Annotated in this window: 21 protein-coding genes and 1 pseudogene; 13 read left to right on the plus strand and 9 right to left on the minus strand. The window is 61.5% G+C overall.

The window, feature by feature from the left end; genetic code table 11:
* Positions 1 to 350: 350 nt before the first annotated feature.
* The 3 genes from J8I87_RS13895 to J8I87_RS13905 all read right to left on the minus strand — a co-directional run bounded on the left by J8I87_RS13895 (position 351) and on the right by J8I87_RS13905 (position 3268).
* Complete coding sequence (locus J8I87_RS13895) at positions 351 to 764, minus strand: hypothetical protein (RefSeq protein ID WP_209932051.1); 414 nt, start codon at positions 762 to 764, stop codon at positions 351 to 353.
* A gap of 724 nt (positions 765 to 1488) precedes the next feature.
* Positions 1489 to 1794, minus strand: coding sequence for a hypothetical protein (locus J8I87_RS13900; protein WP_209932023.1), 306 nt, complete (start codon positions 1792 to 1794; stop codon positions 1489 to 1491).
* Between the two features lie 172 nt (positions 1795 to 1966).
* Positions 1967 to 3268, minus strand: coding sequence for a PAS domain-containing protein (locus tag J8I87_RS13905; RefSeq protein ID WP_209932024.1), 1302 nt, complete (start codon positions 3266 to 3268; stop codon positions 1967 to 1969).
* A 203-nt stretch (positions 3269 to 3471) separates the two neighbouring features.
* On the opposite strand from J8I87_RS13905, the gene J8I87_RS13910 reads away from it, so the two are divergent.
* Together J8I87_RS13910 and J8I87_RS13915 are read left to right on the plus strand one after the other, a co-directional pair.
* Positions 3472 to 4332 (plus strand): DUF692 domain-containing protein, encoded by an 861-nt coding sequence (locus J8I87_RS13910; protein ID WP_209932025.1) that lies wholly within the window; start codon positions 3472 to 3474, stop codon positions 4330 to 4332.
* Positions 4316 to 5080, plus strand: a complete 765-nt coding sequence (locus tag J8I87_RS13915; RefSeq protein ID WP_209932026.1) for a DNA-binding domain-containing protein — start codon at positions 4316 to 4318, stop codon at positions 5078 to 5080. Before J8I87_RS13910 ends, J8I87_RS13915 begins: the two co-directional genes overlap by 17 nt.
* 25 nt (positions 5081 to 5105) lie before the next feature.
* Here the strand turns inward: J8I87_RS13915 and J8I87_RS13920 are convergent, their stop codons facing one another.
* Both J8I87_RS13920 and J8I87_RS13925 read right to left on the minus strand, forming a co-directional pair.
* Positions 5106 to 6182 carry a cell wall metabolism sensor histidine kinase WalK gene (locus tag J8I87_RS13920; protein ID WP_245253918.1) on the minus strand — a complete coding sequence of 359 codons (1077 nt, stop codon included), beginning with the start codon at positions 6180 to 6182 and terminating at the stop codon, positions 5106 to 5108.
* Positions 6166 to 6873 (minus strand): response regulator transcription factor, encoded by a 708-nt coding sequence (locus J8I87_RS13925; RefSeq protein WP_209932027.1) that lies wholly within the window; start codon positions 6871 to 6873, stop codon positions 6166 to 6168. Before J8I87_RS13925 ends, J8I87_RS13920 begins: the two co-directional genes overlap by 17 nt.
* A 228-nt stretch (positions 6874 to 7101) precedes the next feature.
* On the opposite strand from J8I87_RS13925, the gene J8I87_RS13930 reads away from it, so the two are divergent.
* From J8I87_RS13930 to J8I87_RS13970, 9 genes are all read left to right on the plus strand, one after another.
* A complete protein-coding gene (locus J8I87_RS13930; protein WP_209932028.1) occupies positions 7102 to 7425 on the plus strand; it encodes a DUF2282 domain-containing protein in 324 nt (107 codons plus the stop codon).
* Between the two features lie 88 nt (positions 7426 to 7513).
* Entirely contained in the window at positions 7514 to 8023 is a 510-nt protein-coding gene (locus tag J8I87_RS13935; RefSeq protein ID WP_209932029.1) for a DoxX family protein, read from the plus strand.
* A 69-nt stretch (positions 8024 to 8092) separates the two neighbouring features.
* Positions 8093 to 8875 carry a 3-hydroxybutyrate dehydrogenase gene (locus J8I87_RS13940; RefSeq protein WP_209932030.1) on the plus strand — a complete coding sequence of 261 codons (783 nt, stop codon included), beginning with the start codon at positions 8093 to 8095 and terminating at the stop codon, positions 8873 to 8875.
* A gap of 9 nt (positions 8876 to 8884) precedes the next feature.
* Positions 8885 to 9961 (plus strand): patatin-like phospholipase family protein, encoded by a 1077-nt coding sequence (locus J8I87_RS13945; protein WP_209932031.1) that lies wholly within the window; start codon positions 8885 to 8887, stop codon positions 9959 to 9961.
* A 37-nt stretch (positions 9962 to 9998) separates the two neighbouring features.
* Entirely contained in the window at positions 9999 to 11027 is a 1029-nt protein-coding gene (locus tag J8I87_RS13950) for a YeeE/YedE thiosulfate transporter family protein (protein WP_209932032.1), read from the plus strand.
* Positions 11024 to 11311 (plus strand): DUF2282 domain-containing protein, encoded by a 288-nt coding sequence (locus tag J8I87_RS13955; RefSeq protein ID WP_209932033.1) that lies wholly within the window; start codon positions 11024 to 11026, stop codon positions 11309 to 11311. Before J8I87_RS13950 ends, J8I87_RS13955 begins: the two co-directional genes overlap by 4 nt.
* Positions 11312 to 11341: 30 nt before the next feature.
* Positions 11342 to 12691 carry an adenylate/guanylate cyclase domain-containing protein gene (locus J8I87_RS13960; RefSeq protein ID WP_209932034.1) on the plus strand — a complete coding sequence of 450 codons (1350 nt, stop codon included), beginning with the start codon at positions 11342 to 11344 and terminating at the stop codon, positions 12689 to 12691.
* 120 nt (positions 12692 to 12811) lie between these two features.
* The gene (locus J8I87_RS13965) at positions 12812 to 14206 is read left to right on the plus strand and encodes an NAD(P)/FAD-dependent oxidoreductase (protein ID WP_313064460.1); all 1395 of its coding nucleotides are present in this window, start codon (positions 12812 to 12814) and stop codon (positions 14204 to 14206) included.
* A 44-nt stretch (positions 14207 to 14250) separates the two neighbouring features.
* Entirely contained in the window at positions 14251 to 15030 is a 780-nt protein-coding gene (locus J8I87_RS13970) for an acetoacetate decarboxylase (protein ID WP_209932036.1), read from the plus strand.
* A 56-nt stretch (positions 15031 to 15086) separates the two neighbouring features.
* Here the strand turns inward: J8I87_RS13970 and J8I87_RS13975 are convergent, their stop codons facing one another.
* Complete coding sequence (locus J8I87_RS13975) at positions 15087 to 15806, minus strand: DUF1223 domain-containing protein (RefSeq protein ID WP_209932037.1); 720 nt, start codon at positions 15804 to 15806, stop codon at positions 15087 to 15089.
* A gap of 331 nt (positions 15807 to 16137) precedes the next feature.
* Positions 16138 to 17001, minus strand: coding sequence for an NmrA family NAD(P)-binding protein (locus J8I87_RS13980; RefSeq protein ID WP_209932038.1), 864 nt, complete (start codon positions 16999 to 17001; stop codon positions 16138 to 16140).
* 215 nt (positions 17002 to 17216) lie between these two features.
* Here J8I87_RS13980 and J8I87_RS13985 point away from each other — a divergent pair, with 215 nt between their 5' ends.
* Entirely contained in the window at positions 17217 to 17771 is a 555-nt protein-coding gene (locus tag J8I87_RS13985; RefSeq protein WP_209932039.1) for a TetR/AcrR family transcriptional regulator, read from the plus strand.
* A gap of 98 nt (positions 17772 to 17869) precedes the next feature.
* Here the strand turns inward: J8I87_RS13985 and J8I87_RS13990 are convergent, their stop codons facing one another.
* Positions 17870 to 19021: a CaiB/BaiF CoA transferase family protein gene (locus J8I87_RS13990; RefSeq protein ID WP_209932040.1), complete on the minus strand. Its 1152-nt coding sequence runs from the start codon at positions 19019 to 19021 to the stop codon at positions 17870 to 17872.
* 7 nt (positions 19022 to 19028) lie between these two features.
* A pseudogene (locus tag J8I87_RS13995) lies at positions 19029 to 19184 on the minus strand (hydroxymethylglutaryl-CoA lyase); the annotation flags it as partial.
* Here J8I87_RS13995 and J8I87_RS14000 point away from each other — a divergent pair.
* Positions 19177 to 19393, plus strand: a 217-nt coding sequence (locus J8I87_RS14000; RefSeq protein WP_209932041.1) for a hypothetical protein, incomplete at its 3' end; no start/stop codon positions are given. The pseudogene J8I87_RS13995 and the gene J8I87_RS14000 sit on opposite strands and share 8 nt — an antisense overlap.

The following is a 19393-nucleotide window of genomic DNA, read 5'->3' on the forward strand; positions in this document are numbered from 1 at the left end:
AATGATCCGCTAGAACGACCGGGAGGAACAGGAGCAGTTGACCTCAATCCGTGGTAAGCAGTCGCGTTTGTTGCGAGTGTCGAATTGGGCACGTAGTGCCCACGCGATCCGTCACCAAAGTATTTCGTCGTTTACTCGCGATATCGCCCCGGCGCTGTCTCCATCGCGCGTTTGAACGCGTGACTGAACGCACTCTCGGACGTACGTCCGACAGATTCAGCGACTTCCGCTACGCCACCACGGCGGTCAACAGGGACAGTGGCCCTCTAACGACGGGACGCCCGCCGGCGGCTGAACGCGTCTGGCCGGTGCCGTAAAGCCTTTTTCCTATGCATTGGTCGTGCATTCAGTCAGCGAACCAGCGATCGCAAAATCCGGGTCCATACCGCCCGGAAGCGCCGCGCACGGTCTTCCAGAAGGTACGTGGCAGCCAGCGTCAGCAGCCCCGACGTCAAGCCTGTTACGACCGCCTCTGGGAACGGTAAGCCGTAGTGACTGGGATGCGAAAAGGCATCGCCTGCCGCCGTCAGGATGCCGACGATGAGCGCATTGCCATATCGGTGCGCGTAGAGCCTCGCCGCTGGCGTGAAAGTCAAAAGTACAGCCAGAATGCCGGTGAACAGGCCTGTCTGCAACGCAATCGTCCAGTGGGCAAGACTCAGAACGTTGCCCCAGCTACCCGGCATGCACGTCATACACGCGCTGGTCGGCTGCCAGAAACGCTGTATGAACAGCCTCACGCGGCGCTTCATCTCCATTGACATCGGGTACTCCCTATCGACACTCATGCCCCGACTGATGACACATTGCCCAAGCTGTTTCCGCGCCCTTTCTCCTGCTTGTCGCGGCACGGTGACGTCGGTCCGAATCACCCGCCTCAGCGAAACAAACTTGTGACATTTGCTTGACCACGACGTGAATTCCATTTGCCACACTGCTTTCTGGGTGCCTCGAAGGCATTGCGCATTTTGAGGCCGGCATCGGATATAAGTCGGAGGCGGTCATGAACACGAGTCCCCGGTCCTTGCACTCTCTGGTCGACAAATGGCTCGCGCCGAGCGCGACCACCTTGATCAGGGTAACCCGGTTCGGTCCAGGCAGCGGGCACAACCGGCGGTACGTATGCGTCGAAACAACACGCCAGACCGGCACCTGGTCCATGTTCTTTTTCCGGCACGATGATGGCTGGTGCGTATTCCCGCCGAACAACAAGCGGATTTCTCTCGGCTCTCCGATTCGCATCACGGCCCGCTAGCGGCTTCGCATCGCGCTACCACGATGACCGGCCAGATCAGTGCGGGAGCGCGTCACGCATGCGCGCATGCATGTTCGTACGTGACATCGTACATTGGCCGTTCGTCGCGACGGTTCGAGCCCGGTATTCCGGACGAAAGAGATTGCGGCGGCCGACTTTCGCCTCACACCACAATGGAACCGAGCGCGGGGCGAATCGCTATTCGGCCTGAACGCCGCGCTCGACCGTAGCAATCAATGCGCACGGAACACGTCGAGTAACTGCTTCTGCTGGTCCATCATGGACTGCATGAAGTCCATTTCCATTTTTGCCATCGTCTGGTCATGCTCCATGGTCATCTGCATCATTTTGCTCCTGATCTGCACCACTTCATTTCTTTGCTGTGCGGTGAGCTTGTCCATCGACATCGTTACGGGACTATCCCACGATGGCCCGTACATCCCGCTACGGCCGATACCTTGTGCCTGCGCGTGCGTCGCGCCGATTGCACAAGCCAGAGGAATGACAGCACAAAGAATTGCGTTGCGAACGGCTTTCATGTCTGCTCCAGAAAAGGAAATGCGCCGCCACCGTGGCCGACGCTTTACGCCAAGTCCTGTGCTGGAGCGCTAATCTCCGGACCTCATCCAGAAACAGTCGCAGTGAACCGCTCCATACCGAACTTCAGGAGCGATTCTGGCTGGCGCTCATCACGCTTCAATCAACTGGAAATCACATGTTCGTCACATTCGACGCCGAGCGCGGCACATCTTCAGTGCCGGAAGCATCCGGCCCATTCGGGAGCCTGGAATGCCTGAGGCGATCGAGCGCTGCCTTGCGTTCTATTTCGGCGGCCGCGCGTGTCGTGAAGATCTGATACACCGCATCGGTCAGGACGTCCTGCTCCTTCATTTCCCGGTCGTTGAAGAAGGCCATGTGTCCAATCACCTCGCCCCGGGTACCGAAGATCGGGATGCCGTAGTAGCTCTCGTATGCCTTGTCGCGGGGGAACAGTTTCCCGACACCCGACGCATGAAATACGGGGCGGCCATTGCTGTACACCGCTTCGCATGGCGTGCCCGCGAGTTCGAATTCGATGTTTTCCCGGAAGTCGTCGCGAAGCCAGTAAGCGAGTGTCTGCACGCTTTTAGGCGGCCAGCCGGTACATTCCGTAATGAACGCGCACGGCACGTCCAGTGCGGCGGCGAAGTGGCGCACCAGCGCCCGGAAAAATGCCTCGCCCCCCATCCCTGCCGTGCCTTCGACAATATGCTGCAGCACGCTCTCGATATGCTTTATCCGCGTGATATCCGTATCGAGCGCAACGATGCGCAGAGGCTTGCCGCTCGCATGCCGTATGACGGTACCGAGCGAGCTTACCCAGCGATACCGGCCATCCCTGTGCAGGAGCCTGAACTGATGTTCGAACTGGCGTTCCTGTCCCTCCAGCCGACATCGCAGCGTCGCATCCACGCCGGCGAGGTCAAGCGGGTGGATATGTCCGCGCCAGTTTTCCAGCGAGTCCGGGAACTCGTCGTCGCCATACCCGAGCATGCATTTCCATCGCGTGGAGAGCACGAACTCGTTCGTTTGCAGATTCCATTCCCATGGACCGTCGTCCGCGATCCGCATTGCGAGCACGTACCGCTCTTCGCTGTATTGCAGTTCGGCCGCCAGCGCCGAGCGCTTTGTTTCAGCAGCATTCAGCGCCTGGCCTAGCGCCTCGGCCTTGTCGATAAGTTGTCCGGCAGCGCGCTGCACCGCCTGCACTTCGTCGGCCGCCCTGCTCATTGCATCGGGGGGAGTGACATCTTCAAACGTATGCAGAATGGCCCTGAGGGGACGGCATAAGCGAAGTTCCGACACCGCCCCCATGACCAGGAGCAGAACCGCAAGCGCCACCGCGACGACGATCAGAAGACCCCATCGCCCTTGTCCTTTTAACAACACGGGAACGGGACCGGCCGCCAGGCCGATTAGTATGAGCAGCGCGCAGGCCGCAGCCGGCCAGATCAGCTTCCATTTGAGACTCATACGAAGGCCCCAATATCTCGCGTCGGAGGATGTTCCGCTCTTCCAAAAGATAGGCGAACATCCAGCGCTGCACTAGCGCGTGCGGCAAGGCCGCTCGTCTAGAAGCGGAGAACACAGGTCAAAAAATTCGACGCAATCGTGACGGATTTGTGATCGTTATCGACGACAGTGCAGTTATTCGCACCGCTGAAGAGGATTGCCCGATGTGTACCCCTGCCTCACCGTTTGCTGTGGCGCACACCGTGCCCGATCTGGCCGGGATCGGCCTGCGCCCGCCACACTATCAGCAGATCCTTCGTGAACGGCCACGCGTCGGATGGTTTGAAGTGCATAGCGAAAACTACTTCGGTGCGGGCGGCCAACCGCTGCACTACCTCGAGCGTATCCGCGACGCGTATCCGCTGAGTCTGCATGGCGTCGGACTCAGTCTCGGATCGACGGGCCCGCTCGACAGCGAGCATCTCCGGCATCTGCGCGATCTGGTTTCCCGAGTCCAGCCCGGACTCGTGTCCGAGCACCTGAGCTGGGGGCGCGTCGGATCGAGACATCTGAATGACCTTTTGCCTTTGCCCTACACGGAAGAGGCGCTGGACGTCGTGTGCGATCACATCGACGAAGTACAGGAACATCTTCACGGGCAGATTCTCATCGAGAACATATCGAGCTATATCCGGTTCCGTCATTCGACCATAGCCGAAGGCGAATTCATCGCACATGTCGCCCGGCGGACGGGTTGTGGAATATTGCTGGACGTGAACAACCTGTATGTGAATGAAGCAAATAACGACATCGATCCCGAAACATATCTGGATGCGTTGCCTGTTGACGCGATTCGCGAAATTCATCTTGCCGGCCACGACCGGGTCGGCACCCTGCTGATCGACACGCACGGCACGCGCGTTGCACCCGCCGTCTGGGAACTGTACGCGCGTGCGCTCGACCGCTTCGGCCCGGTCCCGACCCTGATCGAATGGGACACCGACATCCCGCCGCTCGAAGTCCTGCTCGAAGAATCCAGTCACGCCGCGACGGTGATGAGGGCTCGCCATGCATTCGCTTCATGAATTTCAGGCCGCGTTTGCGGCCGCGATTTTCGAGCAGGACCCGTCCGCGATCGACGGGACCCTATGCGGCGACAACACGCAGGACCGGCTGGCGGTCTATATCGGCAACACGTATCACAACCTGCGCGAAGCACTGCGCGCCGTCTATCCCGTCGTTGACAGGCTCGTCGGCGAGCCGTTCTTCGACTATGCGGCGAACCGGTACATACGCGACCATCCATCGCAAAGCGGTGATATCCAGCGTTTCGGCGACAGCTTTCCAGCCTTCCTCGAAAGCTTTCCGCCTGCCGTCTCCCTGAGCTACCTGGCCGATACCGCGACACTCGAATGGCTCGTGCACGAAGTCTTTCATGCCGCGGATCACGCTCCCCTTCCACTATCGGAACTGTCGAGCCTCGCGGGCGCGGAATGCTCGACACTGCGCCTGAGGCTCCACCCTGCGTGCCGCCTGTTCGCCTCTGCGTTCCCGGTCCGGAAGATCTGGGAGGTCAACCAGCGAGAATCCCTGAGCAACGAAACCATCAATGCAAGGGCCGGGGGCGAGCGGCTTCTTGTCCGCCGTGTCGGCTTCGCGGTCGATATCCAGCCATTACCAGACGGCGAGTTCGCGATGCTGCGGGCACTGCACGAAGGGCAGACCGTGGACGACGCTTACGACCTTGCGTTGCGGCGCGATCCGGCGTTTGCACTCGGCGAGTTCATCGAGCGCCGCATCCTCGACTCGACCATCGTCGGCTTCGATCTATGAGCCCTGGCAGAGCCGCGCATGATACTTACGCCATCGCCAGCTCGACCGTGAAGGTGGTGCCAAGACCCGGCGTACTCTCGACGCGAATCTGCCCGCCATGCAGCTCGATGATGCGGCGCGAAATTGCGAGCCCCAGGCCCGCATTGCCTGCGTCGCTGGATTCGCCACGATCCGCGCGATAGTATCGGTCGAACACGTTGCCGATATCGTCGTGATGGATGCCCTGCCCCGTATCGCTCACCTGAAGCTCGACCCGGTCTCCGGCCCGGTGCACGCCAACGCTGATTTCCCCGCCGGCCGGCGTATAGCGCATCGCGTTTTCAATCAGGTTCTCGAGCACGCGTTCCATCATGCCGATATCGGCGCAAACGGGCGGGCAGTCTGTACTCACGCGCGCGCTCAGCCTGAGATCCCGCTTCTGCGCGCTAAGCGCAAACTTCTGGACGACGTCCTGCGCAAGTTCGCTGATCGGAAATGACTCGACCTGCGGTCTTACTTCGTTTGCCTCAAGCTTCGTCAGATCGAACAGGTCGCGCACGAGCCTTGCAAGCCGCTCGCAGTGCTTCACCGCTATCTGCAGATACCGGCATCGGTCTTCCTGGGACAATTCGTCGTCCCGGATCAGCACCATCTCGAGATAACCCTGCATGGAGGCAAGCGGTGTTCTCAGATCGTGCGACACGTTGGCAAGCAGTTCGCGGCGCTGCCGGTCGACCTGTTCAAGCTGCGAGAGCTGCATCGCGATGCGCTCCGACATCTCCTGAAACGCGGCGATGAGATGTCCTATCTCGTCGTCGTTGCCATCCGTCGCCTCGACCCGTATCGGATTTGCAAAACCGCTCGCCCGGAACGCTTCGATCGCGGACGCCAGCCTGCGAAGTCTGAGCGTGAGGAAACGAAAAACGACGAGCGCGGCAATCAGGCTGAATGCCACCGTGCCGACCACCAGGTTGGCTACCAGTTCGAACAGTCGCTGCGTCTCGAACATCCGTTGCGACGCCACGATCATGACCGCGCCGATCGCGACGAACACCACCATCAGCAACAATGCGAGCCGGCCATACAAGGTGGCGAACAGATGGAAGTCAGTTTTCGGTCGCATTGCGGAACTTGTACCCGACGCCCCATACGGTCTGGATGTATTCCGGCGCATTCGGATCGATCTCGATCTTCGCGCGCAGGCGGTTGATATGCGAATTGACCGTATGTTCATAGCCGCTATGGCTGTAGCCCCACACCTGATCGAGCAGTTGCGCGCGCGTATAGACGCGCCCCGGGTTCTGCGCGAAATGAAGCAGCAACTGGAACTCCTTGGCGGTCAGCAGGATTGAAGCGCCGCGCACGGTCACGTCCCGCCTTTCGACGTCGATCTTCAGATCTTTGCATTCGATCCGCGTATGCTCTCCGGCCGCCGTATTGGCGAGCATATCGACGAGTCTGAAAATCGCCTTCACGCGAGCAACGAATTCCAGCACGCTGAACGGCTTTGCGAGGTAGTCGTCGGCGCCCATCTCCAGTCCCAGGACCCGGTCGAGCTCGGTCGACTTGGCCGTCAGCATCAGGATAGGCGTATAGCGGCGTTCGGAGCGCAGACGCCGGCAGATCTCGAGTCCGTCGACACCTGGCAGCATCAGATCAAGCACCACCAGGTCGTAGGGCCTGGCAAGCGCTTCCGCCAGCCCTGCCCTGCCGTCGTTAAGGACCGTCGTCTCGCAGGCGAGACCCGCGAGCTGCATGCGGACGAGTTGGGCGATGTCATTGTCGTCTTCGATCACCAGAACGTTGCGAGACATGACGGGCATCCTCACTGGACTGTTGGGGGCACGGCACCGCCCGCGAGAACGGGCAATTGCATGATGTCCAGATCATTCTAGATCGCCAGCGGGGCGTGTCCAGCGCGCCCGCGCGTCGTGACGAAAATTTGATTTTCGGGCGATGAAACCGTGAGCAGCGCTTCGCACACTTCATCCCGGGACACAGGCAATCGCGCCTGACCTCATCACCACCCTGGAGGAAACATCATGAAGAGCGAACGCATCATTCAAGGAGCCATTGCGAGTCTGCTTGCCATTGGCGTTGCGACGGCGAGCACGGCCTCGTTTGCAGCCGGCGACTTCGAGAAGTGCGCAGGCATCGCGAAGGCGGGCAAGAACGACTGCGGCACCAGCAAGAGTTCATGTGCCGCTACCGCAAAGATGGACCATGACTCGGAAGCCTGGATTCTCGTTCCCAAGGGCACGTGCGACAAGATCGCCGGCGCTCATCTGCAGACGTCGGAGTTCGCCAAACCCGGTGGAAAAAGCGGCGTTCTCAGTCCCGCAGCCAAATCCGCCGCGGCGGGCTGATATCGACTTCGCCGTCCCGGCGCCGCATCGAGCCGCCTGCGGCGCCGCCTGACTTCCGCCTGAGTTCACGATGACCCGAGGTTCCAACATGAAGCTCTCATCCCCCCTTTCCGCGACGCACGACGCCGAACCGTCCAGTGTGCCGCACAAGGCACTCTCGCTTTACCGTTCGGCGCTGCGCGCGCTGGAGTTCGCCACGCCCGTGCTCGACCTGGGCATTCGTATCGTCATCGGCCTGGTGTTCTTTCAGTCTGGGCTCACCAAGATCGCGAGCTGGTCTTCCACACTCGCCCTCTTTCAGGGCGAGTATTCGGTGCCGCTCTTGCCGCCCGAACTAGCCGCCTATCTCGGCACGGCCGCCGAACTGGGCTTTCCGATCTTCCTCGTGCTTGGGCTCGGCTCGCGCTTCGCGGCATTCGGGCTTTTTATCTTCAACATCATCGCTGTCATCTCCTATCCGGGGCTGGGCGAAGTCGGTCTGCGCGATCACCAGTACTGGGGCCTATTTTTGCTCGTTACGCTTTTGCACGGCCCAGGCAAGCTGTCGCTCGACTACCTGATCAGCCGCTGGCTGGGTCACACGTCATCACGCCCATAACTGCGGTGCTGTAGTCAGCGAGCGCCTGCCAGCGCGCGCCGTCCCGCACAGTGCAATCGGGAGAATCTCATGCTCACAGGAAAATCAGCCATCGTCACCGGGTCGACGAGCGGCATCGGACTCGCAATCGCAACGGCATTCGCCGCGCACGGCGCGGATGTGATGCTCAACGGTTTCGGCGACGCGGATGCCATCGAGGCGACGCGTGCACGACTGGAACACGGACACGGCGTACGCGTTCGCTACAGCCCCGCAAACATGGCCGTCCCACAGGACGTGCGGCAGATGGCGCTGCAGACGGTCGACGCTTTTGGCAAGGTCGACATCGTGGTCAACAACGCCGGAATCCAGCACGTCGCCCCGATCGACCAGCAGCCGGACGACCGCTGGAACGCCGTCATCGCCGTCAATCTGTCCTCGGCCTTTCATCTGGTCAAGGCCGTGTTGCCGGGGATGAAGGCTCGCGGCTGGGGCCGCGTGATCAACGTCGCTTCCGCACACGGGCTGGTGGCCTCGCCGTTCAAGGCGCCGTATGTCGCCGCCAAGCACGGCCTGATCGGCCTTTCGAAAACAGTCGCCGTCGAGGTGGCCGAACACGGGATCACGAGCAATACGATCTGCCCCGGCTACGTCAGGACACCGCTTGTCGACGGGCAGATCGCCGAGCAGGCCATAGCGCATGGCATCTCGCCCGAGAACGTCATTCGCGACGTCCTGCTCGCCCATCAGGCGCGCAAAAGTTTCGTCACGGTCGAGGAAATCGCCGCGCTTGCATTGTTCCTCGCGTCGGACGCCGCCGCGTCGATCACGGCCACCGCCCTCGCCGTAGACGGTGGCTGGACGCAACATTAGGAGGCAGCCATGGACGGGACAACTCGCAGCCCGCGTGCAACCGGCGGCACGAAGCAGATCGCGCTGGCCTTGCAGGGCGGCGGCGCACATGGCGCCTTTGCCTGGGGCGTGATCGACCGCCTACTCGAAGATGGGCGGCTGGCGATCGAGGGGGTCAGCGCGACCAGCGCGGGCGCCATGAATGCGGCGGTGCTGGCGAGCGGCCTCCAGGGAGGTGGGCCTGACGGCGCGCGCGCCGCGCTCCACGCGTTCTGGCAAGACATCGCTCATGCCGCGCAGTACGCGAGCCCGTTTCGCAAGCTGCCGTGGGAGGCGTTGCTTCAGAACGGCCAGACGAACGGGCAGACGAACGGCCATACGCTGGACTACTCGCCGATGTATGTGATGACCGATCTCATGCTGCGGATGTGGTCGCCTTACCAGTTCAATCCGATGAACTTCAATCCGCTTCGGGACGTGCTCGAACGCCATGTCGACTTCGACGCATTGCGCGCCGGATGTCCCATTCATCTGCATCTGTGCGCAACGAACGTCGAAACGGGAAAGGTCCGGGTGTTCGACGGCCACGAGGTAAGCGCCGATGCCGTACTCGCATCCGCCTGCCTGCCGTTCCTGTTCCAGGCCGTCGAGATCGACGGCGAACACTACTGGGACGGCGGCTATATGGGTAACCCCGCCATCTTTCCGCTCATCTATCACTGTGGGACTCGCGACGTGGTCATCGTGCACATCAATCCGATCGTGCGACGAGGCGTGCCAAGAACGGCCTCGGAAATCATGAACCGCATCAATGAGGTCAGCTTCAACTCGTCGCTGATGCGCGAACTGAGGGCCATCAGTTTCGTCACATCGCTGATCCAGCAAGGCAGGATCGATCGGCCTGACATGAAGGAGATGCTGATCCACTCGATCCGTTCCGACGAAGCGATGGCGGCGCTGGGTGTATCGAGCAAGCTCAACGCCGACTGGTCGTTCCTGTGCTTTCTGCGCGACGAGGGGCGGGCCCGTGCCGAAGCGTGGCTACATGACAACTTCGACGCGATCGGCGAGCGCTCCAGCATCGATCTTCGCGCCGAGTTCCTGTAGCGCGTTTGCCCCCATCGGCTCTTTCAGGAGCACGGTCATGATCGACGTCCCGCCTCTTGCCAGTACAACAACACTTGCGGTGCTCTGCGCGTTGGCGATGGGCGTCGCCATCCGGCGCGGGGCAACCTGCACCGTGGCCGCTGTCAACGAGATCATCGACGAGCGCAAATGCGGGCGTCTGCTCGCGATACTGTTCGCATCCGTGCTCGTGCTTGGCGGCCTGTTCATTGCCAAATCGCTCGATGCGCTGCCATCGCTTCCGGCTGGCTCGCCGGTGACTCGCGCGACGCTCTGGGGTGGCCTGCTTCTGGGACTGGGTGCCTCGGTGAACGGCGCGTGCGCGCTGGGCACGATCGCGCGCATTGGTGCGGGTCAGTGGAGCTACGTCGCAACGCCCATTGGCTATTACGCCGGCTGTCACATCGCCGCGCGTGGCCTTGCGGCTGCGACACCCTTCCCGGTGCATGATTCGCCTGCGCTGCATGCGCCCGCATCTATCGTGGTGTTGCTCGTCGCGGTAGCGACAACGCTTGCGGCCTGTGCGCTGCGCTCACGCCACGCGGGATCGACACCCAGCCTGCCGGACACGGACCCGGCCGGGAAGAATCGTGCATCGTGGTTACCGCACGGCGCGACTGCCGCAATCGGGATTACGTTCGTGTTGCTGTTCGTGCTCGATGGCGCGTGGACATACACCGATACGCTCGCCGATCTCGCCCAGCGAGGACACGTCGGCGCGACAGCCTCGCGTGGACTGCTGTCCGGTGCACTCCTGCTGGGCGCGATGTCAGCCAGGATCACACGCGCGATGCGCGGCGACCGCGTAGACGGCACGCGCGTCACACCGGCGCTACTGGTGCGCTGCCTGAGTGGCGGTGCGCTGATGGGCTGGGCAAGCCTGATGATTCCCGGCGGCAACGACTCGCTCGTCCTGGTGGCGATGCCTCTCTTGCGGCCGTATGCGTGGGTCGCATTTGCGGCGATGTGTTTCGCGATCGGCGCCGTGTCGTTGTCGCGCCGGCTGCTGCACGCACGCCGGCAGCATGAAATGAGGGAGCTTGCATGAGCCGCCGCATCGCCAATGTCATCGTGATCGTCAGCGCGCTCGGCGCGATTGCGGTCGCAGTCGACCGTAATACCCATCTCGGCCCTCACTCGAGCGCGACCTTCACATTCAGTCGCGAGCGATGCTTCGGCGTTGTGCGTGCCGCCCGGAACGACTGCGGCACGGCAAGACATGCGTGTGCCGGCCGCGCCACGCGGGATGCAGCCAGCGACGAATGGGTGCTGCTTCCAGCCGGCACATGCACGAAGATCGTCGGCGGCGAAACCCGGCCTGCATCGGGTTAGCGCATTCACGAACACGGCCAGGATTTGCGCATGTCGACTCTCCCGCAATCATTCGTTTCGATGTTGCGTCGGCGTACGGGGACCGACGTATGGCCTGCTCGCGTGCGGCGAGAACTGGAGCGCGAACAGTACCACAGCGAGCTGCTGGTGACGATGGTTCAGCTGCTGATTGCAGCCATCCTCTGCGTCCTGTATGCGCTTACCCCGCCCGGCTTCTCGCCTGATGCGCCCATCCGTGCCGTGCCGCTCGGGCTGACGCTCTTCGCCGTCGCTGCGCTCGTGCGGCTGTATCTGGCCATGACCAGCCAGCTTCGACGATGGATGGTAGGAACAACGGTCGTAGTCGAAATGGCGGTGCTGATGTTCGTGATCTGGGCGTATCACCTGCAGTATGAACAGCCTGCGCCGTTCTATCTGAAGTGCACGGAGTTCGCCTATGTGTTCATCCTGATTGCTTTGCGCACGCTGCGCTTCGAGCCGGTATGGGTCGTCCTGTCGGGCCTGACGGCCGCGGCGGGATGGCTGGTGTTGCTCGCCTGGGCGTTGACTCACGCACAGGGCAATCCGGTGACATGGGACTACGTGACCGCGTTGCGCTCAACGCAGATTCACTTTGGCGGCGAGCTCGACAAGCTGCTCGCAATCGTCGTGACGACAGCCGTACTCGCATTGGCGCTCGCCCGTGCGCGCAGCTTCGTCGTCCAATCCGTGTCCGGTCAGCAGGCCGTCACCGATCTCTCGATGTTCTTCGACGACACGGTCGCTGACCGCATCACCCGATCGGAATTCCCGGGCATGCCGGGGCAGGCCGATGTACGCGACGCGACCATTGTGTTCTTCGATATGCGCGGCTTCACGGAAGCATCGCGCAGTCTGTGCGTCACCGATGTGATCGTCCTGCTTCGTGAATATCAACGACTGATCGTGCCTGTCATCCGGTCGCATGGCGGCAGCATCGACAAGTTTCTCGGCGATGGCATTCTCGCAAGCTTTGGAGCCGTCGCGCCCGACCTGCATCACGCGGCCCATGCATTGCGCGCGGTCGATGCCACCCTGCACGCCGTCGACGGGTGGCGTGCCGCTCGACTCAAGTGTGGTCAGCCTGCGCCCGATGTCGGCGCGGGCGTCGCCAGCGGTCCGGTGCTGTTCGGCATCGTCGGCGACGGAAGGCGGCTCGAATACACGGTCATCGGCGACGCCGTCAATCTGGCCGCAAAGCTCGAGAAACACAACAAACGCGAACGCACACGGGCCATCGCGCCACATGCCACCTATGCGCTGGCGACATCCCAGGGCTATCTGGAGATCAGGCCCACAAGACCTGCACGGTCGGTCGGGGGCTTGACCGCCGAGATGGACCTGACTGTCTGGGTGTCGTGACAGAAAAGTGAACTCCGGGCGACGCGTACGTGAGGAGCGGTTCGCACACTACCTACCAGACCCAGGCCACTCCGGCCGATGGGTACGTAAGGAGTTGACATGGAAGCCGAGAAAAACATCGTGGTCATCGGCGGCGGCTTTGCCGGTACGACGCTCGCCCAAGCCCTCGAAAAGCGATTGCCTGCGCCCTATCGTGTGGTGCTCATCAGCGACGAAAGCTTCACCACCTTCAATCCGATGCTGGCTGAAGTCGTGGGCGCATCGGTTTTCCCGGAGCAGGTCATTGTGCCGATCCGGCAGATGATCCGGCGCTCCCGCTTCATCATGGCAACTGTCCAGGACATCGACTACGAGCGCCGGACCGTACATGGCACGACACTGGCCGGTACGCGCGAAATCGCCTTTGAGCATCTGATCTTCGCGTTCGGAACGCGTGCAAACCTGGAACTTGTACCGGGCATGAAGGAACATGCTTTGCCGCTCAAGATGATCGGCGACGCGATGTTCATCCGTAATCAGGTCCTGCGACGGCTTGCGCGCATTGAACTGGAATCAGACCCGGATGTCAGGCGCAGGCTTGGACACTTCATCGTTGTGGGTGGGGGATTCTCCGGCGTCGAGGTAGCTGGCGAACTGGCCGACTATCTCCATAGCGTGCGGCACTTTTACAGGCTCGTGCGGGATGAGGAACTTGCCGTCACGATACTGCACGACGGAGACCGGCTGCTGCCGGAGATGCCAGAACAGCTTGGCGCGATCACTGCGCAGCGGATGGCGGACAGGGGCATCAACGTCAGGCTGCGCACGCGCGCATCGCTTGTCAGCGCAGAAGGCGTCGTGCTGCAGGATGGCGAGTGCATCGATGGTTCAACGGTCATCTGCACGATCGGCACGAAACCCAACCCACTGATCGAACGACTCGCCACACGCATCGGCTTGCCCGTCGAGCGCGGCCGGATCACGACGCAAGGCGATATGAGCGTGCGTGACTTCCCCGCTCTGTGGGCAGCGGGAGATTGCGCGCTGGTGCACAACGCGGCGACGGGCCAACCGTCGCCGCCGACCGCCCAGCACGCGGTCGCGCAGGCCCACCAACTCGCAGACAACCTTGTGCGTCGCCTGACGGGCAGAGAGACTCGCCCATTCGCATTTGTCGCGAAAGGGATGATGGCCACCATCGGGCATATGAAAGGTGTCGCATCCATTTACGGCATACGCCTGACTGGCCTCCCCGCGTGGTTGCTATGGCGTGCCTTTTATCTCGCCAGAATCCCGACGCTTGGCCGCAAGCTGCGGATCTTTGTGGAGTGGAGCTGGGGCATGTTCTTCCCGACGGATATCACGCACTTGCGCTTCACACGCTCGAACGAGGCCGATGAGATCAATGGGCATGTGCCGCCCGTCGTCGGCATGCCGGCAGATGGGAAGGCTTATCCGAAAACGCCTGATCATGCGGTCGCTGTGACCCCTGGCGCGACCCAACGCGTCGACGCGGGCGTCCGGGCAGGCATCTGAAACGGCCCTTTTCTCTGCAACATCAAACGATCTTGGAGAGCACCATGAAGCGTGAAGACATTATCACCCTGCCGTCCATGCCCGCTGCGTCCCCTTCCTATCCGCGCGGCCCTTACAGGTTCATCGACCGGGAATATCTCATCATCACCTACGAAACGGACCCCGGCGCGTTACGCGATGCACTGCCGGAACCGCTGGAGCCCGATGGAAGCAACACCGCTCTTTTCGAATTCATTCGCATGCCGGATTCCGCAGGATTTGGCGACTACACGGAGTCGGGTGTCGTGATTCCTGCGATGCTTGGCGGTGAGCATGTCAATTTCACCGCACAGATGTACCTCGACGACGAACCGCCCATCGCGGGTGGACGCGAGATTTGGGGCTTTCCAAAGAAGCACGCCAAACCCAGACTATCCGTGGTTCACGACACACTCACAGGTACGCTCGAATACGCCGGAGTCCAGGTCGCGGTCGGTACCATGGGATACAAGCATCAGCATCTGCTTTACGACGTGGAGGGCCGACGGGCCTGCTCTCCTGCATCCATCATCGACAAGATGGGCGCCACGCAGGTCAACCTGAAAATCATTCCCGGTGTTGACGGCGAGCCTGCCATCGCGCAACTCGTCGGCTATAACCTGTCCGACATTCATGTCAAGGGAGCCTGGTCGGGCCCGGCGCGGCTGGGTCTTGTTCCGCACGTGAATGCACCCGTAGCTGATTTGCAAGTGAAGCGCGTCCTCGGCGCCATTCACTTCATTGCCGACATCACACTCCCTTACGGCAGGGTTATCCACGACTACATTAAAGACTCGTCGCGGTAGGCCATCGCACATCGGAAATGAACTCGTCATCGTTTCCGGATCAAACAACCAATCGCTCACCGCGCCGGCGCCTCACGCGCATCGACCACGCGTGCGGCACCGACAATTGCACCATCATTGGCCTCGAGCAGTACCACTTGATGCTCACCGGCGACGGCGTCGGCACGCAATGTTTGCGCTGTGCCTGACCACTGGCCGATGGGCGCAATGCCGCGTACGACGTTCGATTCGGTAAGCGTATGGCCCGCGTTCTCGCCGCGTCCGACCGCCGTGACGTGACGGGTGTCGTAGCCGACGAGCAGCACGCGCGCGCTTCCGGTGCCCGGGCCGATGGACACTGAGACACCGCCGTCTGCGCGCGTCGCGCTAACCGTAGCGGCCGTCAAGCCGGTGAACTTCGCACGGTCGATGGCCGAGCTGGCTGCAGTTCGATTCGAGCCCACCACCTCGGCCTTGCCGTCGATCACCATCTCCGGCGTGTACTCGAAGTCGCGAAACCGCTGCGCGTACTGGGCCTGACGCGCATCGGCGCCGTCGAATGAAAACGGATCTTTCCAGCCGAGCTGATTCCAGTACGTGACGTGAAACGCCAGGGGCAGAACATCCGAGCGCGTGTCGCTCAGCTCAGACAGAAAGCGATCGGCGGGCGGGCACGACGAACAACCCTGCGACGTGAACAGTTCGACGACGACAGGGCGCGACCCAGCGGGGTAGGCGTGCGAGGCGAGCAGCGCGGCCGCGCTGGCGCAGATGGCAGTGAGAGAACGGCGCAGCATGTCCTGACTCCAGATGACGACGTTTACGGTAATTCGCTCGCGGGCACGAGCCGGTTACACTTGAGGTCCGCGCGCATCCGGCGAATTCCGTTGATCGCGACCGCTCGTGTCGTCCGTCGTCAATGAAGCCCACCTACGCGGGCATTTGTGCCGAGCTTGGCGATTCCTCAGCGCGCCCAGCGCTCGCGCCGATCGAGACGTATCTGTGTGTACAAGGAGCGGCGCGAGCGATGATCCGACCGGGGCGGTTTCACGCTTCCGATCGAGTCCCATGCTCTACGAATGGCGGATTGCGAGCGAAACCCGCCGGGTCGTCTGACGGCGGTGACATTTACGCCAACAGATGGCGATGCGCTTCGATGAACTGTTCGGGCGTCGTCAGCGGCTGACCGACGATCTCCGCCGCGCTTTTGTCGACGCCGGCAAGCAGTTGCTCCTGCTGATCGACCTTGACCGCCTTGAAATGGGCGGCAAATGAAGGATCGCCGTCGAGGCCAATGGCCTTTACGAATTCGTCCGGCGACACCTGCTCGAAGCGAACCTCCTTTCCGAGCGTGCTCGCGAGAATGCCCGCGAGCTCGATGTGGCTGACTTCGATCGAGCCCGTGACCGGAATGATCGCGTTACCGAACGCCTCCGGATTCTCAAGAATCTTTACGACCACGCATGCGATATCCACCGCGGCGATGGGCACGAAGCGACTCTCCGGATCGAACGGTGTCAGATAGCGGCCAGCGCGGATCTCAGCGGCTGTGTACAACATCCATTCGGCAAAGAAGTTGACTCGCAGATGTGCTGCCGGAACGCCCGAGCGATCAAGGATCTGCTCGGAAAGCCAGTGACTCATCGTTGCCGGGCTGCGTGCGTGCGGACGCGACTGTCGTTGCGACATATAAACGATCTGCTTCACGCTGTGCTCGCTTGCAGCCTGAGCGAGGATCGCCGTCGCTTCTACCGCGCCTTGTGTCAGTGGATAGCAGAAGTAGACGCCGTCGACACCCTTCATCGCACGACGGACATCTTCGATCTTCAGCATGTCACCCGTCACGATTTCCGCGCCCAGTTCCTTCAGCGCCTCGGAACGGCCGTCTTCACGGCGAACGAAAGCCACGACGTCGTGGCCATTTGCCAGCAGCAGGCGAACGGTAGGAGCGCCCGTAGCGCCAGTGGAACCTGTGACGAGAAACTTCTTCATATAAACCTCCGGAGACTGAGGAAACGCGGCCAAAGCTTGCGCGCCGTGCCCGCACGGTTAAGCAGTATGGTCATCATGTTATAGGGCGCATGCAAGCACGGAACCCTTCAAATGCGGCCGATTAAACATGATGATCATCATGCTATCGTTGGCGAAGCATGATGGTTATACTGTTTCAAGTCAACTCATTTCTTTTTTGGTTTTTCGGAGGACGTATGCGTTACCCGCCAGAAGAGACGGCAGAGAAGCATGCCCGCATCCTGGAACAAGCATCCATTCTGTTTCGCGAACGCGGATTTTCCGGGGTCAGCCTTAGCGAAATCATGAAGGCGACCGGTCTTACACACGGCGCCTTCTACCATCACTTCGAGTCAAAAGAGGATCTGATCGCGAAGAGCATCGAAGACACATCGGCCAAAGCTCTCGAGTCCATCAGAGAAGGCGCGGCTCGCGGTGAGCTGAGGGCACAATACGTTGACGGATATCTCACCGAGCAACACCGCGACGACAGGGGCAACGGATGCATGATGGCAGGATTGGCTGGCGAGATTGCCCGTGAACCCGCGGCTCAACCCGCCTTCACACAGCATGTCGAGGGTATGCTCAAAGGCTTCACTGAGCCTCGTGCAAAGACAAAAAAGAAAAATGCTCGTCGCGATGCGATTCATACGCTTTCAAGCATCGTTGGAGCCCTCATCTTGGCTCGCGCGGTTGATGACCCTGAACTGTCGGAAGAGATTCTTCGTGAAACGCGAGCGGCTCTGGACTAACGTCGCCTAACGCGGGATGCGCTTGACCACGCGATTGTCGTTGTAGCGCTGTCATCACAGGAGCGCAACGAGACTTTGAACGCGATAGATGACATGACTTATGCGATCCCCCGGCGCTTCAGCCGCGCCAGCACTTCCTGAGTGTGTTCGCCGACGCGCGCGAGCGCCTGGCGCACGCCAGGTCGTCGTCCGCCCATCGTGATCGGCAGAAGGACGACATCCGTCATGCCTCCGTCGTCGGTCTGCATCGGCGCGAGGCCGCCGCTCGCTTTCAGGTGCGGGTCATCGAGCAGTTGCTCTGGGCGCACGATCGGCGCGTAGGGGATGCCCGCCGCTTCGAGCTTCGGCGACAGTTCATCCACGCGATGATCTTTCAGAATATTGCCGAGCCGCTCGAGAAGACGCGGACGCACGGCGACGCGCAATGCGTTCGTTGCGAAGTCCGGTTCGGCGGCGAGATCGGGGCATGCCAGCACATCGCACAGCGTCACGAACTGCTTGTCGCTCACCGCGCCGATGAAAAGCTGCTCGCCATCGGCGAGCGTGAACACGTCATAGACGCTCCACGCCGACACGCGCGCGGGCATCGGCGGCGGCGCCTCGCGGGTCATTGCGTATTGCTGCATGTGCTGCGCGCAGAGAAACACGCAGTTCTCGAACAGCGCGCTTTGCACTTCCTGGCCGAGACCGGTGTGCTCGCGTTCGCGCAGCGCTGCGAGCACGCCGATCGCGCCGAACATGCCGCCCATGATGTCGTTGACCGACGTGCCGACGCGCAGCGGACGGCCGACGGGACCCGTCATGTACGACAGCCCGCCCATCATCTGCACGACTTCATCCAGCGCGAGGCGCTTGTCGTACGGGCCGGGCAGGAAGCCCTTGTGCGATACGTAGATGAGTCCGGGGTAGTGCTTCGATAGCGTGTCATAGTCGAGGCCGAGCTTCGTCATCAGGCCGGGACGAAAGTTTTCGAGCATCACGTCGCAGGTGCCGATCAGTTCGACCGCGGCGTCCTTGCCTTCAGGTGAATTGATGTCGAGCACGACGCTCTTCTTGTTGCGGTTGAACGAACGGAAGAAGCCGATGCCGAGGCCCGGCAGGTTGCGTGTTTTGTCGCCGCCCGGCGGCTCGATCTTGATCACTTCGGCGCCGAGATCGGCGAGGATCATCCCGCATGTCGGTCCCATGACCATGTGCGTGAATTCGATGACGCGAACGCCGTCGAGAGGAAGTCGGGTGACGTGGTTCATGATGACCTCAGGCGTCGATTGGAGCGGCAGCGGCGTGGGTTTTCGGCAGACCGGCGAGCCATAGCGCGCCGTGCAGGGTTTCGCCCTCCAGCCAGCGCGCGACCTTCGCGCGTAGCGCAAGCAACGCGGAAATGTCGATGCCAGTTTCGAGGCCCATGTCGGCGAATGACTACCTGCGTGAGGAACGAGGGCACGTTGCTGTCTCTCCATTACTTGGCCAGTCGTGGATACGACGGCGTCGTGCTAACTTTAGACATTCCGGAAAAAGGTTAAAGCGGTATTTTGGAACCGCTAAGGAAGATGTTCAAAACACAGTCGGCGACGCCGACCTGACGACGTATGTATCGCCAAGTGAAATCAATGAGACGAAAC

It is taken from the genome of Paraburkholderia sp. LEh10, from assembly GCF_017814945.1.
Classification (GTDB): Bacteria; Pseudomonadota; Gammaproteobacteria; order Burkholderiales; family Burkholderiaceae; genus Paraburkholderia.

Coding starts and splice junctions, on each gene's coding strand:
- J8I87_RS13915 (WP_209932026.1), top strand. CDS start 4,316: ATGCATTCGCTTCATGAATTTCAGGCCGCGTTTGCGGCCGCGATTTTC.
- J8I87_RS13980 (WP_209932038.1), bottom strand. CDS start 17,001: ATGAAGAAGTTTCTCGTCACAGGTTCCACTGGCGCTACGGGCGCTCCT.
- J8I87_RS13910 (WP_209932025.1), top strand. CDS start 3,472: ATGTGTACCCCTGCCTCACCGTTTGCTGTGGCGCACACCGTGCCCGAT.
- J8I87_RS13975 (WP_209932037.1), bottom strand. CDS start 15,806: ATGCTGCGCCGTTCTCTCACTGCCATCTGCGCCAGCGCGGCCGCGCTG.
- J8I87_RS13945 (WP_209932031.1), top strand. CDS start 8,885: ATGGACGGGACAACTCGCAGCCCGCGTGCAACCGGCGGCACGAAGCAG.
- J8I87_RS13950 (WP_209932032.1), top strand. CDS start 9,999: ATGATCGACGTCCCGCCTCTTGCCAGTACAACAACACTTGCGGTGCTC.
- J8I87_RS13920 (WP_245253918.1), bottom strand. CDS start 6,182: ATGCGACCGAAAACTGACTTCCATCTGTTCGCCACCTTGTATGGCCGG.
- J8I87_RS13905 (WP_209932024.1), bottom strand. CDS start 3,268: ATGAGTCTCAAATGGAAGCTGATCTGGCCGGCTGCGGCCTGCGCGCTG.
- J8I87_RS13955 (WP_209932033.1), top strand. CDS start 11,024: ATGAGCCGCCGCATCGCCAATGTCATCGTGATCGTCAGCGCGCTCGGC.
- J8I87_RS13990 (WP_209932040.1), bottom strand. CDS start 19,021: ATGAACCACGTCACCCGACTTCCTCTCGACGGCGTTCGCGTCATCGAA.
- J8I87_RS13930 (WP_209932028.1), top strand. CDS start 7,102: ATGAAGAGCGAACGCATCATTCAAGGAGCCATTGCGAGTCTGCTTGCC.
- J8I87_RS13985 (WP_209932039.1), top strand. CDS start 17,217: ATGCGTTACCCGCCAGAAGAGACGGCAGAGAAGCATGCCCGCATCCTG.
- J8I87_RS13960 (WP_209932034.1), top strand. CDS start 11,342: ATGTCGACTCTCCCGCAATCATTCGTTTCGATGTTGCGTCGGCGTACG.
- J8I87_RS13900 (WP_209932023.1), bottom strand. CDS start 1,794: ATGAAAGCCGTTCGCAACGCAATTCTTTGTGCTGTCATTCCTCTGGCT.
- J8I87_RS13935 (WP_209932029.1), top strand. CDS start 7,514: ATGAAGCTCTCATCCCCCCTTTCCGCGACGCACGACGCCGAACCGTCC.
- J8I87_RS13970 (WP_209932036.1), top strand. CDS start 14,251: ATGAAGCGTGAAGACATTATCACCCTGCCGTCCATGCCCGCTGCGTCC.
- J8I87_RS13925 (WP_209932027.1), bottom strand. CDS start 6,873: ATGTCTCGCAACGTTCTGGTGATCGAAGACGACAATGACATCGCCCAA.
- J8I87_RS13940 (WP_209932030.1), top strand. CDS start 8,093: ATGCTCACAGGAAAATCAGCCATCGTCACCGGGTCGACGAGCGGCATC.
- J8I87_RS13895 (WP_209932051.1), bottom strand. CDS start 764: ATGTCAATGGAGATGAAGCGCCGCGTGAGGCTGTTCATACAGCGTTTC.